The organism is Burkholderia sp. RF2-non_BP3 (assembly GCF_001522185.1).
Lineage (GTDB): Bacteria > Pseudomonadota > Gammaproteobacteria > Burkholderiales > Burkholderiaceae > Burkholderia > Burkholderia diffusa.
Map to the genome: position 1 here is coordinate 42949 of NZ_LOSU01000011.1, position 14818 is coordinate 57766.

A 14818-nucleotide genomic window follows, 5' to 3' on the forward strand; every position below is an offset into this window, starting at 1 on the left:
CCGACGAACGGGGCGAGAGGAAAGGTGACGAGCCCGACCCTCGGCACTGGCGGAAAACGATTGTGGCTGCTTCGTTCCCGACCTGACCAGGTTCACCGCCCCACCATGCGAGGAGGCCCGTCACGGCATATTCTATCACCGCTTCCTGCCGAATGCGACCGTTTGTTCGCAACAAAGCGAAAGATCGAGCAAACCGACGCGCGTACGGGCGCGCCACTCCAGCGCGGGCTTGCGAATATATATCGTGACGCTTCGTGACTCTTGTATTTTGCGCACCGGCCTCCACCTTCGGGACACAACGGTCGAACGGCGCGTCGTACCCCTACTCGCGTAGCGGCTACTATCGCTGCCCGCAGCAGATAGCAATTTAGGCTAATATGACGCCCGAACGACCCGCGAGCCGCGCCATGCAGCGCTTACGCCCTTCCTTCGGAGAGCGGAGTGACCTGCCGCAGCGGCCGGTAGCCAATAAGGCCGCCGGAGCGCCGCAACGCGCCGAGCAGGCAGTCCCCGAACCGTAAGAGGTATTGACCCAATGAGCGAACAGATCAAACACATCAGCGACGCATCGTTCGAACAGGACGTCGTCAAATCCGACAAGCCCGTGCTCGTCGACTTCTGGGCCGAATGGTGCGGCCCGTGCAAGATGATCGCCCCGATCCTCGACGAAGTCGCGAAGGATTACGGCGACAAGCTGCAGATCGCGAAGATCAACGTCGACGACAACCAGGCAACGCCCGCGAAGTTCGGCGTGCGCGGCATCCCGACGCTGATCCTGTTCAAGAACGGCGCGGCCGCCGCGCAGAAGGTCGGCGCGCTGTCGAAGTCGCAGCTCACCGCATTCCTGGACAGCCACCTGTAATACCGGCCGTTCCGCGGACGTGTTGTCAACCGACAACACGTCCGCCGTCAAGCCGCCGATCGGCCGCTCAGGCGCGAATCGGCGTATGCTAGAATCAAAAAACGTCTACAAGACGCATTAAGTCTCAGAGCGCTTCCGCTCGCCCTCCTCCCTTATTCCTTTTCGTCGCTTCTCCTCCCTGGCGGGTTCTCCGTATGCATTTATCCGAGCTCAAGTCTCTGCACGTGTCCGAACTGATCGAAATGGCCAATGGCCTGGAGATCGAAAACGCGAACCGCCTGCGCAAGCAGGAGCTGATGTTCGCCATTCTCAAAAAGCGCGCCAAGACGGGAGAGACGATCTTCGGCGACGGCACGCTCGAAGTGCTGCCGGACGGTTTCGGCTTCCTGCGCTCGCCGGAAATGTCGTACCTCGCGAGCACCGACGACATCTATATCAGCCCGTCGCAGATCCGCCGCTTCAACCTGCACACCGGCGACACCATCGAAGGTGAAGTCCGCACGCCGAAGGACGGCGAGCGCTACTTCGCGCTGGTGAAGGTCGACAAAGTCAACGGGCAGCCGCCCGAGGCCTCGAAACACAAGATCATGTTCGAGAACCTCACGCCGCTGCACCCGAACAAGCCGCTGTCGCTCGAACGCGAAATGCGCGGCGAAGAGAACGTCACGGGCCGCATCATCGACATGATCGCGCCGATCGGCAAGGGCCAGCGCGGCCTGCTCGTCGCGTCGCCGAAGTCGGGCAAGACCGTGATGCTCCAGCACATCGCACACGCGATCAAGCAGAACCATCCGGACGTCATCCTGTTCGTGCTGCTGATCGACGAGCGCCCCGAAGAAGTGACCGAAATGCAGCGCTCCGTCGCCGGCGAAGTGATCGCCTCGACGTTCGACGAACCGGCCACGCGTCACGTGCAGGTCGCCGAAATGGTGATCGAGAAGGCCAAGCGCCTCGTCGAAATGAAGCACGACGTCGTGATCCTGCTCGACTCGATCACGCGTCTCGCACGCGCATACAACACCGTGATCCCGGCGTCGGGCAAGGTGCTGACGGGCGGTGTCGACGCGAACGCGCTGCAGCGCCCGAAGCGCTTCTTCGGCGCGGCGCGCAACATCGAGGAAGGCGGCTCGCTGACGATCATCGGCACCGCGCTGATCGAAACCGGCAGCCGCATGGACGACGTGATCTACGAAGAATTCAAGGGCACCGGCAACATGGAAGTGCACCTCGAGCGTCGTCTCGCGGAAAAGCGCGTCTATCCGTCGATCAACCTGAACAAGTCGGGCACGCGCCGCGAAGAAATGCTGATCAAGCCCGAGATCCTTCAAAAGATCTGGGTGCTGCGCAAGTTCATCCACGACATGGACGAAGTCGAGGCGATGGAATTCCTGCTCGACAAGATCCGCCAGACGAAGAGCAACTCCGAGTTCTTCGACCTGATGCGTCGCGGCGGCTGATCGCCCCCGCCCCGCAACGAACGGCCGCCCGCGCGTTTCGCCCGGCGGCCGTTTTTTCATGCCAACCTGAACGTGAACGTACAGGTTGATCTATAATCGCGCCATTGCCCCGACCCAGGCCCCGCCATCCCGATGCCGAACGACACTTCCCCCTCGCTGCTGACCGTGAGCGACGCGGCGTCGCGGCTCGGCGTCACACCGCGCACACTGAAGTATTACGAAGAGCGCGGGCTCGTCACGCCGTCACGCAGCGGCGGCCGCTATCGCCTTTACGACGAAGCCGATCTCGAACGCTTCGCCCGCATCCTGCGGCTGCGCGCGCTCGGCTTTTCGCTACACGGCATCACCGAGATGCTCAAGCGCCCGCTGGAAGAAACGGGCGACGGCCGGCGCCGTTATTCGGACGCGTCGTTGCGCGACATCCGCTCGGGGCTCGCCGGGCAAATCGACACGCTCGATCAGCGGATCGCGGCCGTCCAGCACGAGTTGAAGGAAGCCGTCGCGCTGCGCAAGGAACTGCAGCACGACATCGACTACATCGAACGGCGCCTCGCCGGCGAAAACCCCGACACGCTGATCGCGCAGCGGCAAGCCGAAGCCGGCACGCGGCGCGCGCGCAAGGACCGGGAATGAACGTCGCGCCAGGTCGCCCGCCACTGTGGAGCCGCGCAAACCTGCGCGCGGACCTATTCCCGTGGGCGCTCGCGCTCGTCACCGGCATCGACTACTTCGACAACGCGGCCTTCTCGTTCTTCGCGAGCTATATCGCGGGTGGCATCAACGCATCGCCCGACGAACTCGTGTGGTCGTCGAGCGCGTATGCGGTCACGGCCGTGCTCGGCATCCTGCAGCAGCAATGGTGGGTCGATCGGCTCGGGCATCGCCGCTACGTCGCCGGCTGCATGCTGATGTTCTCGTTCGGCGCGATCGCGGCGGCGCTTGCCGACACGTCGCTCGAGCTCGCGTTCGCGCGCGGCTTCCAGGGCTACTTCATCGGCCCGATGATGGGTGCATGCCGGATCCTGATCCAGATCAGCTTCAAGCCGCAGGAGCGGCCGCCCGCCACGCGCGCGTTCCTGATCATGATCCTGCTCGGCAGCGCGCTTGCACCGATCGTCGGCGGGCTGCTCGTCGCGCATTCGACGTGGCGCGCGCTGTTCGCGTGCACCGCGCCCGCGGGCATCGCGTTCGCGATTCTCGCGCTCGTCACGCTGCCCGATTCGGGCAGGACGCCCGACGACGAACGCGGCTCCGGGCATTTCTGGCCGTACGTCGTGTTCGCGCTCGCGCAAGGCGCCCTGCAGATCGTGGTGCAGCAGGTGCACTACCAGCTCTACAGCGGCTCGCCGATGCTGATCCTGCTGACGATCGCGGGCCTCGGCGCGCTCGCGTGGTTCGCGTATCACCAGTGGAACCATCCGACGCCGCTCGTGCGACTGCATGCGTTTCGCGAGCGCACGTTCCAGGTCGGGCTGCTGCTGTACATGTTCTATTACTACGAGTCGACGGGCTTCAGCTACCTGACCTCCCGCCTGCTCGAAGGCGGGCTCGGCTATCCGGTCGAGAACGCCGGGCGCCTGGTCGGCACGATGTCGCTGATCTCGGCCACCGCGCTGTTCGCCTACCTGCGCCATGCGAAGCGCGTCACGCACAAGAAATGGTTCGTCGTGCCGGGGTTCGCGATCGCAATCGTCGCCGCGCTGTGGATGACGCGCATGACGCCCCAGGTCGGCGAGGCCGCGCTGATCGTCCCGTTGCTGCTGCGCGGGCTGTTGCTGCTGTTCATCGTGCTGCCGGTCGCGAACCTGACGTTCCGCATCTTCGCGATCGACGAATACACGCATGGCTACCGGCTGAAGAACATCGTGCGGCAACTGACGATCTCGTTCGCGACGTCGTCGGTGATCATCGTCGAGCAGCACCGGCTGGCGGTACATCAGACGCGGCTCGTGGAGCGCGCGAACGTGTTCGATCCGCTGTTCCAGCAAACGGTCGACGCTCTCACGCACACCTATGCGGCCGCCGGCCATGCACTGAGCGAGGCGCACGCCCTCGCGATCGCATCTGTCGCCCGGATGGTCGCGCAACAGGCGTCGTTTCTCGCGTCGCTCGACGGTTTCTATTTCCTCGCGGGCGTCGCGCTCGTCGGCGGCCTCTTCGCGGCATGGCAAAAAGAAATCGATTGAGTTAAAAGACAGGCTTTGGATTCTCCCGCGCTGCCTCCATGCTCTCGAAACTGACCCGCTGGTTCGACGACCGCCGCCGCGACCGCGCGCTGCGCAGCCATCCGATTCCCGATGCGCTGTGGCAGGACACCGTCGCACGCCTGCCGTTCCTCGACGCGCTGTCGCCCGGCGACCTGGGCCGGCTGCGCGAGCTGACGAGCCTGTTCATCGCGAAGAAATCGTTCTCGACCGCGCAGGGGCTCGAGCTGACCGACGAGATGATCGTCGCGATCGCCGCGCAGGCGTGCCTGCCCGTGCTGAACCTCGATCTGTCGCTGTACGACGGCTGGGTCGGCGTCGTCGTGTATCCGGGCGAATTCGTCATCCGCAAGACCGTGCAGGACGAGGACGGTGTCGTCCATGAAGTCGAGCAGGATGCGAGCGGCGAAGCGTGGGAAGGCGGCCCGGTGATCCTGTCGTGGGAAGACGCGCAGATGACGGACGGCCGCGACGCGTACAACGTCGTGATCCACGAGTTCGCGCACAAGATCGACATGGTCAACGGCGAGGCCGACGGGTATCCGCCCCTTTTTCGCCGCTGGCACGCGCCGCACCTCGACGCGCAGGCGTGGGCCGACGTGTTCGAGCATGCGTACGACCAGTTCTGCGCGCGCGTCGATGCGGTGCCGGATCGCGCGTGGGCGCGCTTCGAGCGCGACTCGCTGATCGATCCCTATGCGGCCGATCACCCGTCGGAGTTCTTCGCGGTGTGCAGCGAGGCGCTGTTCGTGCGACCGCGCGCGTTCGAGTCCGAATTTCCGGAACTCTACCGGCTGCTCGCCCGCTACTATCGGCAGGATCCGGCCCGGACGGGCGCCCTCGACGCGCGGTGAAAATTATTCGTCAACCGTCTGATTTTCTGGCATAATCGCCGTTTTTCGACCTTAGGCAAGTGGCTCGCGCCGGGCTTGACGTCGGCTGAATCGCGCAAATGCGTGCGGTCCGGCACGGCAAGCGGCGGGTTGGCTACCGCTCTCACCAAGGAACATCATGAAACCTGGCATTCACCCGGACTACCGCGAAGTCGTCTTCCAAGACATGTCGAACGGCTTCAAGTTCATCACGCGCTCGACGATCCAGACGCGTGAAACCATCGAACACGAAGGCAAGACCTACCCGCTCGCCAAGATCGAAGTGTCGTCGGAATCGCACTCGTTCTACACGGGTCAGCAAAAGATCATGGACACGGCAGGCCGTGTCGAGAAGTTCAAGAACAAGTTCGGCGCACGCGCCAGCGGCAAGGTCGCGAAGTAAGCTTCGCACCGATCCGGTGGTTGCAACGCACCGGTACCGCACGAAAGGGCAGCCCAGGCTGCCCTTTTTTGTCTCCGCTCGCCGGGAAAACACCGCTCGCAGGCGGGTGCCGGGGCAATCGTCCGACGCGCAACGGCCGGCGCGTCTACAATGCCGGATGCTCGAATCCGGCGCCGTCGGCGGGCGCATGACCGCGCCGGCCGCCCGCCCATAACAAATCGCTCATCTGCATGAAGCCAGTCGTTCGTCTCACCGCCTCCGCCACGCGCGCGCTGCCGCGCTGGCTGCTGCTCACGCTCTGCCTCGTCTACGCGGCGTTCGGCCTGTTCGGCCGCGACCCGTGGAAGAACGAGGACGCGGCGGGTTTCGGCGTGATGTGGACGATGGCCACCGGCGGCTGGCACGACTGGCTACTGCCGAATCTCGTCGGCAAGTTCATCACGACCGACGGGCCGCTCGGCTACTGGCTCGGCGCGCTGTCGATCCGCGCGCTGGCGCCGTGGGTCGACGCGAGCAACGCGTCGCGCGTGGACACGGGCGTGCTGTTCTGCGTCGCGTGCGCGTTCGTCTGGTACGCCGCGTACCTGCTCGGCCGGCGCGCCGAGGTCCAGCCGTTCAAGTACGCATTCGGCGGCGAGCCGGAGCCGCGCGACTACGGCCGCACGCTCGCCGACGGCGCGCTGCTGGTCCTCGTCGCGTGCTTCGGGCTCGCGGAGCGCGGCCACGAAACCACGCCGCAGCTCGCGCAGTTCGCGTGGATCGCGATGTTCGTGTACGGCATCGTGCGCGGCATCGATAAGCCGATGCAGGGTGCGCTGTGGTGGGGCATCGCAATCGGTCTCGTCGCGCTGTCCGGCAACCCGGTGCTCGTCGTCGCGCTGCTCGCCGGCACCGCCGCGCTGTGGCTCGTCACGCCGGAAATGCGCAACCTGCGCCTGCCGCTGATCGGCCTGCCGCTCGCGGCCGCGATCTTCACGCTGTGGCCGCTCGCCGCGTTCCACGCGGCACCCGACGACGCCGCGTGGTTCTTCAACCAGTGGATCCATGGCAGCCTGATGCGCTTCTCGGGGCCGCCGACCGCGGTGCTCGCCTACGCGGCGAAGAACCTGCCGCTGTTCACGTGGCCCGCGTGGCCGCTCGCGATCTGGGCCTGGTGGAGCTGGGCCGGCATGCGCCGCCGCGCGCACATCGCGATTCCGCTGTCGGTCGTGGTGCCGCTCGTCGCGCTCGTGATCCTGCAGAGCCAGCAGTCGAACCGCATGTACATGCTGCTGCTGCCGCCGCTCGCGGTGCTCGCCACCTTCGCGCTGCCGACGCTCAAGCGCGGCGCGATCAACGCATTCGACTGGTTCGCGGTGCTGAGCTTCACGATTCTCGGCACCTTCGTGTGGCTCGTATGGCTCGCGTCGCTCACCGGCTTCCCGCACCCGCTCGCGCGCAACCTCGCGCGCCTCGTGCCGGGCTACGAACCGCACTTCAAGATCCTGTCGTTCATCTGCGCGGTGATCGTCACCGTGTGCTGGTGCCTGCTCGCGCGCTGGCGCATCTCGCGCCAGCCGAAGGTGCTGTGGCGCAGCGTCGTGCTGTCGGGCGCGGGCACCACGCTGATGTGGGTGCTGCTGATGACGCTGTGGCTGCCGATCGTCAACTACGGCCGGACCTACAGCGACGTCGCGCAACAGATCGCGTCGCATCTGCCGAAAGACTATGAATGCATCTCGCCCGTGCGGCTCGGCGATGCGCAGATCGCGACCTTCGCATACTTCGGCGACATGCACTTCGAGTTCTCGGGCGACTGCGACGTGATCCTGCGCCAGGATCGCGCGGACTTCGGCGAGCCGAGCGCGATGTCGCAATACGTGTGGCGTCTCGTGTGGGAAGGCCGCCGCGTCGCCGACCGCGACGAACGCTTCCGCCTGTACGAGCGCATCGAGCGGCCGACGGCGCCCGTCAAGCGCCGCGGCGCGCGCCACCGGACGGTCGATTGACGATGTTCGCCGACATCCGCCGGATCGTCGGTCTCGCATGGCCGGTGCTCGTCGGCCAGCTCGCGATCATCGCGTTCGGCGTGATCGACACGGCAATGGTCGGCCGCTATTCGGCCATCGACCTGGCCGCACTCGGGCTCGGTTCGTCGATCTACGTGTCGGTCTACATCGGGATGACGGGCATCCTGTCCGCGCTGCAGCCGATCACCGGGCAACTGTACGGTGCGCGGCGCTACGCGGAAATCGGCGAAGAGGTCCGCCAGGCGCTGTGGCTCGCGCTGATGCTCGCGGTGCCCGGCTTCCTGCTGCTGCATTTTCCCGAACCGCTGCTGCACATCGCCCACGCGCCGCCCGCGCTGCACGACCGCACGGTCGATTACCTGCGGATCCTGTCGTACGGCCTGCCGGCGAGCCTCGTGTTCCGGATCTACAACGCGCTGACCAACGCAGCCGGCAAGCCGCGCCTCGCGATGATCCTGCAGGTCGGCGCGCTGCTGCTCAAGTTTCCGCTCAACGTGTGGTTCATCTTCGGCGGCCTCGGCGTGCCGGCCCTCGGCGGCCCCGGCTGCGGGCTCGCCAGCACGCTGATCAACTGGGCGCTCGCGCTGATCGGCTTCACGCTGCTCGCAAAGCTCGACGTGTTCTCGCCGCTGTCGATCTTCTCGCGCTTTTGCTGGCCCGTCTGGGCACGCCAGAAGGCGATCCTGAAGCTCGGCGTGCCGATGGGCCTGTCGTACCTGATCGAGGTCACGTCGTACACGTGCATGGCGCTCTTCATCGCGCAATTCGGCACGACGACGCTCGCCGGCCACCAGATCGCCGGCAACATCGGCGCGGTGCTGTACATGACGCCGCTGTCGATCGGCGTCGCGGCGTCGACGCTGGTGGCGCGCGCACTCGGTGCCGGCCGCCCGGACGAGGCACGCCTGCTCGGCCGGCACAGCGTGATGCTCGCGTGCGGGATCGCGGCCGCGTACGGCGTGCTCGTGTTCACGCTGCGTCCGCTGATCGTCGGCGGCTACACACCGAACCCGGCCGTGGCCGCCGCCGCGCTGCCGCTGGTCGCGATCGTCACCTGCTACCACTTCTTCGACGCGCTGCAGATCACGTCTGCCTTCGTGCTGCGCGCGTACAAGGTCGCGGTCGTGCCGACCGTGATCTATGCGGTCGCGCTGTGGGGCGTCGGGCTCGGCGGCGGCTACGTGCTCGGCTTCGACGTCGGCGGCATCGCACCGGCCTGGCTGACCGGCGCGCGCGGCTTCTGGTTCGCGAACACGATCAGCCTGATGCTCGCGGGCGCAGGCCTCGCGCTCTACCTGCGCCACGTCAGCCGCGCGCAACCGGCCGTCAGCGCATACAGCGCATGACGCACGGCGCGCGGCCTACGCGTCCTCCAGCACGTCGGCCGCGTGGTACGAGGACCGCACGAGCGGGCCTGCAACGACTTCCCTGAAACCGAGCGCCAACCCCTCGTCGCGCCACGCGGCGAACGCGTCGGGGCTCACGTAGCGGCGCACCGGCAGATGATGCGCGGACGGCGCGAGATACTGGCCGAGCGTCAGCACGTCGACCTCGTGCGCGCGCAGGTCGCGCAGCGTGTCCCGCACCTCGTCGTCGCGCTCGCCGAGCCCGAGCATCAAACCCGATTTCGTCACGAGCGTCGGCCGCGCGGCCTTCGCCTGCGCGAGCAGGTCGAGCGAACCGCGATATTCGGCGCCCGGCCGCGCCGCCCGATACAGCGACGGCACCGTTTCGACGTTGTGATTGAACACGTCCGGCCACGCCGACGACAACGCATCGAGCGCCCGCGCGACGCGGCCACGGAAGTCGGGCGTCAGCACCTCGACGCCGATGCCCGGCACGCTCGCGCGCACCGCCGCGATGCAGGCCGCAAAATGCGCGGCGCCGCCGTCGCGCAGGTCGTCGCGATCGACCGACGTGATCACGACGTAGCGCAGCCCGAGCGCCGCGACCGCGTCGGCGAGCCGCGCGGGCTCGTCGGGATCCAGCGGCTCGGGGCGGCCGTGCGCGACGTCGCAGAACGGGCAGCGCCGCGTGCACAGTCCGCCCATGATCATGAACGTCGCGGTGCGCTGCGCGAAGCATTCGCCGATGTTCGGGCACATCGCCTCCTCGCAGACGGAATGCAGCCGGTGATCGCGCAGCACGGCCGCCATGTCGGCGACCGCCCCGCTCATCATCGGCCGCGCCCGCAGCCACGGCGGCTTCGGCAGCGCCGCACCGGCCGCGGGCTCGACGCGCACCGGGATGCGCGCGAGCTTGTCGCGGCTCCTCGCGCCCGGCTGGCCGAGCGCGGTGAGGCTGGGTCGTTCGAGCGCGGCGGCCATCGTCAGTCTCCGAGAAACGCGACGATCAGGCGGTTCACGTCGGCAGCCGCCTCCATCTGCACCATGTGACCGCTGCCGGCGATCACCTCGGCCCGCACGCCGTCCGGCAAACCCTGCGCATGCTGCGCCGGAATCACCTGGTCGCGCTCGCCCCAGATCACGAGCGTGCGCGGCGCGAGCGCCCCGACGCGGTCGCGGAACACGCGCCGCTGGGACGCGCCGTCGAACGCGGCGTTCACGATCTTCTCCAGCGCGGCCTGCACGCCTTCGAGCCGCTTGTACTTGACGAGATCCTCGACCAGTTGCCGCGTGACGAGCGCGTTGTCGGCGAACAACGCGCCGAGGTGCGGCTTCAGCGTATTGCGGCTGTTGCCGGCGACGAAGCCGTCGATGTAGCCGCGGTTGATGTCGACGCCGAGCCCGGCGCTCGCGATCAGCGTCAGCGAGGCAACGCGTTGCGGCGCGCGCTCCGCCGCCGCCATCGCGACCGCGCCGCCCATCGAATGCCCGATCAGGTGCGCGCGATCGATGTGCTGCGCGTCGAGCAGCGCGAGCACCGCGTCGGCCAATTCGTCGAGACTGCCGGTGTCGACCGCCTTGCCCGACTCGCCGTGCCCGGGCAGGTCGAGCGCCCATACGGGCCGATGCGCGGCGAGCTCCGCGTGGTTGAACAGCCAGTTGTTGAGGTCGCCGCCGAAGCCGTGGATCAGCACCGCTGGCGTGCCCGAACCGTCGCCGAGTTTCAGGAACCGGATCGTACGTCCACCGATCTGCGCCTTCTCGGGTTGCGGGCCGGCCGCGACGTCGGCGGCCGCGGTCGGCACGAAGTCGCGCTGGAATTCGGCGATCGCCGCGTCGATATCGGCATCGCTGGCCTCGGCTGCAGCCACCACGCCGAGCAGCGCACCGACCGGCAGCGTCTCGCCTTCCTGCGCGACCTGACGGCGCAGCGTGCCGTCGAACGCGCATTCGACGCCCGACGAGATCTTGTCGGTCTCGACGTCGAGCACTTCGTCGCCCTTCGTCACGCGTTCGCCGATCGCCTTCAGCCAGCCGTTGACCTGCCCCTGCTCCATCGACAGCCCCCACTTGGGCATCGTGATCATGTGAATCGACATCGTGTCAGCTCCTCGTCTTGAGTACCGCCTGCGCGATCGCGTCGGCGGACGGGATGTAAAGGTCTTCCAGCACGCCGGCGAACGGCGCGGGCGTGTGCGGTGCGGTCACGAGCTCGATCGGTGCCTTGAGCGATCGGAACGCGCGCCGTGCGACGAGCGCGGCGATGTCGGTCGCGATCGAGCAGCGCGGGTTCGCTTCATCGACCACCACCACGCGTCCGGTGCGCTCCGCGCTTTCGAGGATCGTTTCCTCGTCGAGCGGCGACGTCGTGCGCAGGTCGATCACGTCGACCTGAATGCCGTCCTTCGCGAGCTTCGCGGCCGCGTCGGTCGCGAGATGCACCATGCGTCCGTAAGTGACGATCGTCGCGTCGTCGCCGTCGCGCACGACGTTCGCCTCGCCGAACGGAATCGCATAGGATTCCTCAGGCACATCGCCTTCGCGGGTGTAAAGCAGCTTGTGTTCGAGGAAGATCACGGGATCGTTGTCGCGGATCGACTGGATCAGCAGCCCCTTCGCGTCGTAAGGCGTCGACGGGCACACGACCTTCAGCCCCGGGATGTGTGTAAACAGCGACGTGAGCATCTGCGAATGCTGCGCGGCCGCGCGCAGGCCGGCGCCGTACATCGCGCGGATCACGACCGGCGTCACGGCCTTGCCGCCGAACATGTAGCGGAATTTCGCGGCCTGGTTGAAGATCTGGTCGAAGCACACGCCCATGAAATCGATGAACATCAGCTCCGCGACGGGCCGCATCCCGCACGCGGCCGCGCCGACCGCCGCGCCGATGTAGCCGCCTTCCGACAGCGGCGTATCGAGCACGCGGCCCGGAAACTTGTGGAACAGCCCCTTCGTCACGCCGAGCACGCCGCCCCATGCGTCGTCCTCGCCCGGCGCGCCCGCGCCGCCCGCGTTGTCCTCGCCCATCACGATCACGCTGTCGTCGCGCGCCATTTCCTGCGCGAGCGCCTCGTTGATCGCCTGCGAATAAGTGATCTTCCTTGCCATGTCCGTCTCCTGGAATATTGGGTTCGCCGTGCCGGCTTCGGGCCGGTGGCCGCTGTGTCACATCGCGCTCACGGGTACGACACGTACACGTCGGTCAGCAGGTCGGCCGCGTCGGGCAGCGGCGCGGCCTTCGCCTGCGCGACCGCGTCGTCGATCAACGCCTTCACCTGCGCATCGACCGCGCGCAGTTCGTCGATCGTCAGCGCCTCGGCACGCACGACGCGCGCTTCGAAATGCTTCAGGCAGTCCTTCTCGTCGCGCAGCTTCTGCACTTCGCCCGGCGCGCGATAGGTCTGCGCATCGCCTTCGAAGTGACCGAAATAGCGCGTGAACTTCACTTCGACGAGCGTCGGGCCGCCACCGTTGCGTGCCCGCGCGACGGCTTCGCCGAGCGCCTCGTGCACCGCGAAGAAATCGAAACCGTCGACGATCACGCCCGGCATCCCGAAGCCGTTCGCGCGATCGGCGATGTTGTCGGTCGCGACCGACCAGCTCGACGACGTCGCCTCCGCATAACCGTTGTTTTCGGCCACGAAGATCGCCGGCAGCCGCCACACCGACGCGAGGTTCATCGATTCGAAGATCACGCCCTGGTTCGACGCGCCGTCGCCGAAGAAGCACACGCCGACGCCGCCCGTCTTCTTGTGCTTGGCCGCGAGCGCCGCGCCGCACACGAGCGGGCCGCCCGCGCCGACGATCCCGTTCGCGCCGAGCATCCCCATCGACAGGTCGGCGATGTGCATCGAGCCGCCCTTGCCGTGGCAGACGCCCGTCTTCTTGCCGTAGATCTCGGCCATCATCCCGTGCACGTCGACGCCTTTCGCGATGCAGTGGCCGTGCCCGCGATGCGTGGTGGCGACATAGTCTTCAAGTCCGAGGTGCAGCATCGTGCCGACCGCGGAGGCCTCCTCGCCCGCGTACAGGTGAACGAAGCCGGGGATTTCGCCGGTCGCGAACTCGACATGCAGGCGTTCCTCGAATTCGCGGATCGTGCGCATCAGCCGGTAGGCGTCCAGCAGCGTGTCCCTGCTGAGCTGTGTCGAAACGGTCATGTGTGTCTCCTGGATAGGTCTGACTGCGAATGCCGCCGCGGCAACGCCCCGGCGACGGATTGCACGACGGCCCGGCCGTCGGTGAAACGTGAAGCCATCGTCAGTCGCGCCACGCGCCGGCATCGCGCAACAACTGCCGCGACGACGCGTAACGCAGCGTGCGGCCGACATCGACCGTCAGCGGCCCGCGCCAGTCGAGCGCGATCTCGTAGCGGTCGCCGCGCGCGACCTCGATCTCGCGCTCGCCATCGAACGCGAGCGTGCCGTGCTCGAACGGGATCGTCTGCCACGCACCCGGCTCGAGCCGTTCGCAACTGCGCATCACGACGCGATCGACGCGCCCGGGTGCGATCGGGGCGACGAGCGGCGTGCCGGCGGTCTTGCCGTCTACCGCGAAACGCATCGCGAGCCCGTGCGGCGCGCCGCGCTCGAGCGGTGCCCACGCGCCGCCGAGCGCGGACAGGCCGATGCCGTCCGGCTCCGCGAAAGTCAGATAAAGCGTGTCGATGTCGTCGGGCCCCGAGATCGCGCGCGCGCCGATGAAGCGCTGGCGGGCCGCGCACACGTCGACGAGCGCGATCTCCTCGCGCCCCGCGTTCGCCCCCGCCGCGCAGCGCACGACGAGCCGCTTGTTGCGCGCGAACGCGACCTCGGCCGGCACGGCGCCGGTCGCGGCGAGTCCTGCCGCGACGCCCGCGACGGTCGCCTCGCGATGTTCGGGAAACGCGTTGTTGGTGCCGGTGGACAGCGCGACCAGCGGCGTCGCGCCGCAATGCGCGGCGACCGCGCGATGAGTGCCGTCGCCGCCGAGCACGACGATCAGCGCGACTTCCATCCGGTGCATGTATGCGGCGCCGGCGTGCGTGTCGGCGACGGTATCGGAGATCGGCAGGTCGACGAATTCGACGTCGGGCCAGCGCTCGCGCGGTGCGACCGCGCGATGCGTGTCGAGCGCACGCATCAGCAGCGTCGCGATGCCCGTCTTGTCGCGCAAGGTCAGCACGCGCTCGACGCCCATCGCGCCGAGGCCGGCGAGCAGGCGCACGATCATGTTGGCCTTTTCCGCCGTCGGGAACACGGATGCATGCGTCGTCAGGCGGCGAATGTCGCGCCCCGATGCGGGGTTCGCGATCACGCCGACGGTCACGGGCGTCGTCACGGGCTTGTCTCCAGTGGACCGGCGCTCGCGCCGGCCCTGCATGTGTCGTCCGCCGTCATCGAGGGCAGCGGATCGTCGTCGCCGACGCGACCGCGCCGAGCTTGCCCGTGACATCTGCAAGCGGCGTGCCACCGTGCGTTCAACGACCACGGAACCCGCTTGCAGACTGGCGCGGCGGCCATGCCGGCCATCGCCTGCTGTTGCCGCGCCAGCCCGACGCCCCGCGAAACCGCCCATGCGTCTCACGCCGTCGATCGCCCCGCGCGCCGGTTTCGGCACCTTCATCCGGATGGCGCTTCGGCCCGCAAGCCACGCGTATCGCGGCACGGCGCGCAACGCCATGATG

13 protein-coding genes and 1 other RNA gene are annotated in these 14818 nt (G+C 67.5%); 8 read left to right on the forward strand and 6 right to left on the reverse strand.

The genetic code is table 11. From position 1 onward, the window contains the following. Positions 1–23 precede the first annotated feature (23 nt). Positions 24–122, reverse strand: an RNA gene (gene ffs / locus WS45_RS04685) — signal recognition particle sRNA small type. Positions 123–535: 413 nt separating this feature from the next. Between ffs and trxA the strand changes: the two genes are divergently transcribed. From trxA to WS45_RS04725, 8 genes are all read left to right on the forward strand, one after another. Further along, a complete protein-coding gene (trxA, locus tag WS45_RS04690) occupies positions 536–862 on the forward strand; it encodes a thioredoxin TrxA (protein WP_006402348.1) in 327 nt (108 codons plus the stop codon). A gap of 194 nt (positions 863–1056) precedes the next feature. After that, positions 1057–2319, forward strand: coding sequence for a transcription termination factor Rho (gene rho, locus WS45_RS04695; RefSeq protein ID WP_006478662.1), 1263 nt, complete (start codon positions 1057–1059; stop codon positions 2317–2319). A 132-nt stretch (positions 2320–2451) separates the two neighbouring features. Next, positions 2452–2952: a MerR family transcriptional regulator gene (locus tag WS45_RS04700; protein ID WP_059698490.1), complete on the forward strand. Its 501-nt coding sequence runs from the start codon at positions 2452–2454 to the stop codon at positions 2950–2952. Then, entirely contained in the window at positions 2949–4505 is a 1557-nt protein-coding gene (locus tag WS45_RS04705) for an MFS transporter (RefSeq protein WP_059698492.1), read from the forward strand. Before WS45_RS04700 ends, WS45_RS04705 begins: the two co-directional genes overlap by 4 nt. A gap of 38 nt (positions 4506–4543) precedes the next feature. After that, entirely contained in the window at positions 4544–5377 is an 834-nt protein-coding gene (locus tag WS45_RS04710) for a zinc-dependent peptidase (protein ID WP_059698494.1), read from the forward strand. Positions 5378–5534: 157 nt separating this feature from the next. Next, positions 5535–5798: a type B 50S ribosomal protein L31 gene (locus tag WS45_RS04715; protein ID WP_040144297.1), complete on the forward strand. Its 264-nt coding sequence runs from the start codon at positions 5535–5537 to the stop codon at positions 5796–5798. A 230-nt stretch (positions 5799–6028) separates the two neighbouring features. Continuing rightward, positions 6029–7786, forward strand: a complete 1758-nt coding sequence (locus WS45_RS04720) for an ArnT family glycosyltransferase (protein WP_059698497.1) — start codon at positions 6029–6031, stop codon at positions 7784–7786. A gap of 2 nt (positions 7787–7788) precedes the next feature. Then, entirely contained in the window at positions 7789–9153 is a 1365-nt protein-coding gene (locus WS45_RS04725) for an MATE family efflux transporter (RefSeq protein ID WP_059529884.1), read from the forward strand. A 15-nt stretch (positions 9154–9168) separates the two neighbouring features. Here WS45_RS04725 and lipA read toward each other — a convergent pair whose 3' ends face one another. The 5 genes from lipA to WS45_RS04750 form a co-directional block, all read right to left on the reverse strand. Then, entirely contained in the window at positions 9169–10134 is a 966-nt protein-coding gene (lipA, locus tag WS45_RS04730) for a lipoyl synthase (RefSeq protein WP_059698499.1), read from the reverse strand. 2 nt (positions 10135–10136) lie between these two features. Then, positions 10137–11252, reverse strand: a complete 1116-nt coding sequence (locus tag WS45_RS04735; protein WP_059698501.1) for an acetoin dehydrogenase dihydrolipoyllysine-residue acetyltransferase subunit — start codon at positions 11250–11252, stop codon at positions 10137–10139. 4 nt (positions 11253–11256) lie between these two features. Then, positions 11257–12261, reverse strand: coding sequence for an alpha-ketoacid dehydrogenase subunit beta (locus tag WS45_RS04740; protein WP_059529875.1), 1005 nt, complete (start codon positions 12259–12261; stop codon positions 11257–11259). A 68-nt stretch (positions 12262–12329) separates the two neighbouring features. Further along, the gene (locus tag WS45_RS04745; RefSeq protein WP_059698504.1) at positions 12330–13313 is read right to left on the reverse strand and encodes a thiamine pyrophosphate-dependent dehydrogenase E1 component subunit alpha; all 984 of its coding nucleotides are present in this window, start codon (positions 13311–13313) and stop codon (positions 12330–12332) included. Positions 13314–13413: 100 nt separating this feature from the next. Further along, positions 13414–14472 (reverse strand): ATP-NAD kinase family protein, encoded by a 1059-nt coding sequence (locus tag WS45_RS04750; protein WP_059698506.1) that lies wholly within the window; start codon positions 14470–14472, stop codon positions 13414–13416. Positions 14473–14818: the final 346 nt, after the last annotated feature.

Excerpts from the sequence above, each read along its gene's own strand:
- trxA (WP_006402348.1), top strand. The coding sequence starts at position 536 with ATGAGCGAACAGATCAAACACATCAGCGACGCATCGTTCGAACAGGAC.
- rho (WP_006478662.1), top strand. The coding sequence starts at position 1,057 with ATGCATTTATCCGAGCTCAAGTCTCTGCACGTGTCCGAACTGATCGAA.
- WS45_RS04700 (WP_059698490.1), top strand. The coding sequence starts at position 2,452 with ATGCCGAACGACACTTCCCCCTCGCTGCTGACCGTGAGCGACGCGGCG.
- WS45_RS04705 (WP_059698492.1), top strand. The coding sequence starts at position 2,949 with ATGAACGTCGCGCCAGGTCGCCCGCCACTGTGGAGCCGCGCAAACCTG.
- WS45_RS04710 (WP_059698494.1), top strand. The coding sequence starts at position 4,544 with ATGCTCTCGAAACTGACCCGCTGGTTCGACGACCGCCGCCGCGACCGC.
- WS45_RS04715 (WP_040144297.1), top strand. The coding sequence starts at position 5,535 with ATGAAACCTGGCATTCACCCGGACTACCGCGAAGTCGTCTTCCAAGAC.
- WS45_RS04720 (WP_059698497.1), top strand. The coding sequence starts at position 6,029 with ATGAAGCCAGTCGTTCGTCTCACCGCCTCCGCCACGCGCGCGCTGCCG.
- WS45_RS04725 (WP_059529884.1), top strand. The coding sequence starts at position 7,789 with ATGTTCGCCGACATCCGCCGGATCGTCGGTCTCGCATGGCCGGTGCTC.
- lipA (WP_059698499.1), bottom strand. The coding sequence starts at position 10,134 with ATGGCCGCCGCGCTCGAACGACCCAGCCTCACCGCGCTCGGCCAGCCG.
- WS45_RS04735 (WP_059698501.1), bottom strand. The coding sequence starts at position 11,252 with ATGTCGATTCACATGATCACGATGCCCAAGTGGGGGCTGTCGATGGAG.
- WS45_RS04740 (WP_059529875.1), bottom strand. The coding sequence starts at position 12,261 with ATGGCAAGGAAGATCACTTATTCGCAGGCGATCAACGAGGCGCTCGCG.
- WS45_RS04745 (WP_059698504.1), bottom strand. The coding sequence starts at position 13,313 with ATGACCGTTTCGACACAGCTCAGCAGGGACACGCTGCTGGACGCCTAC.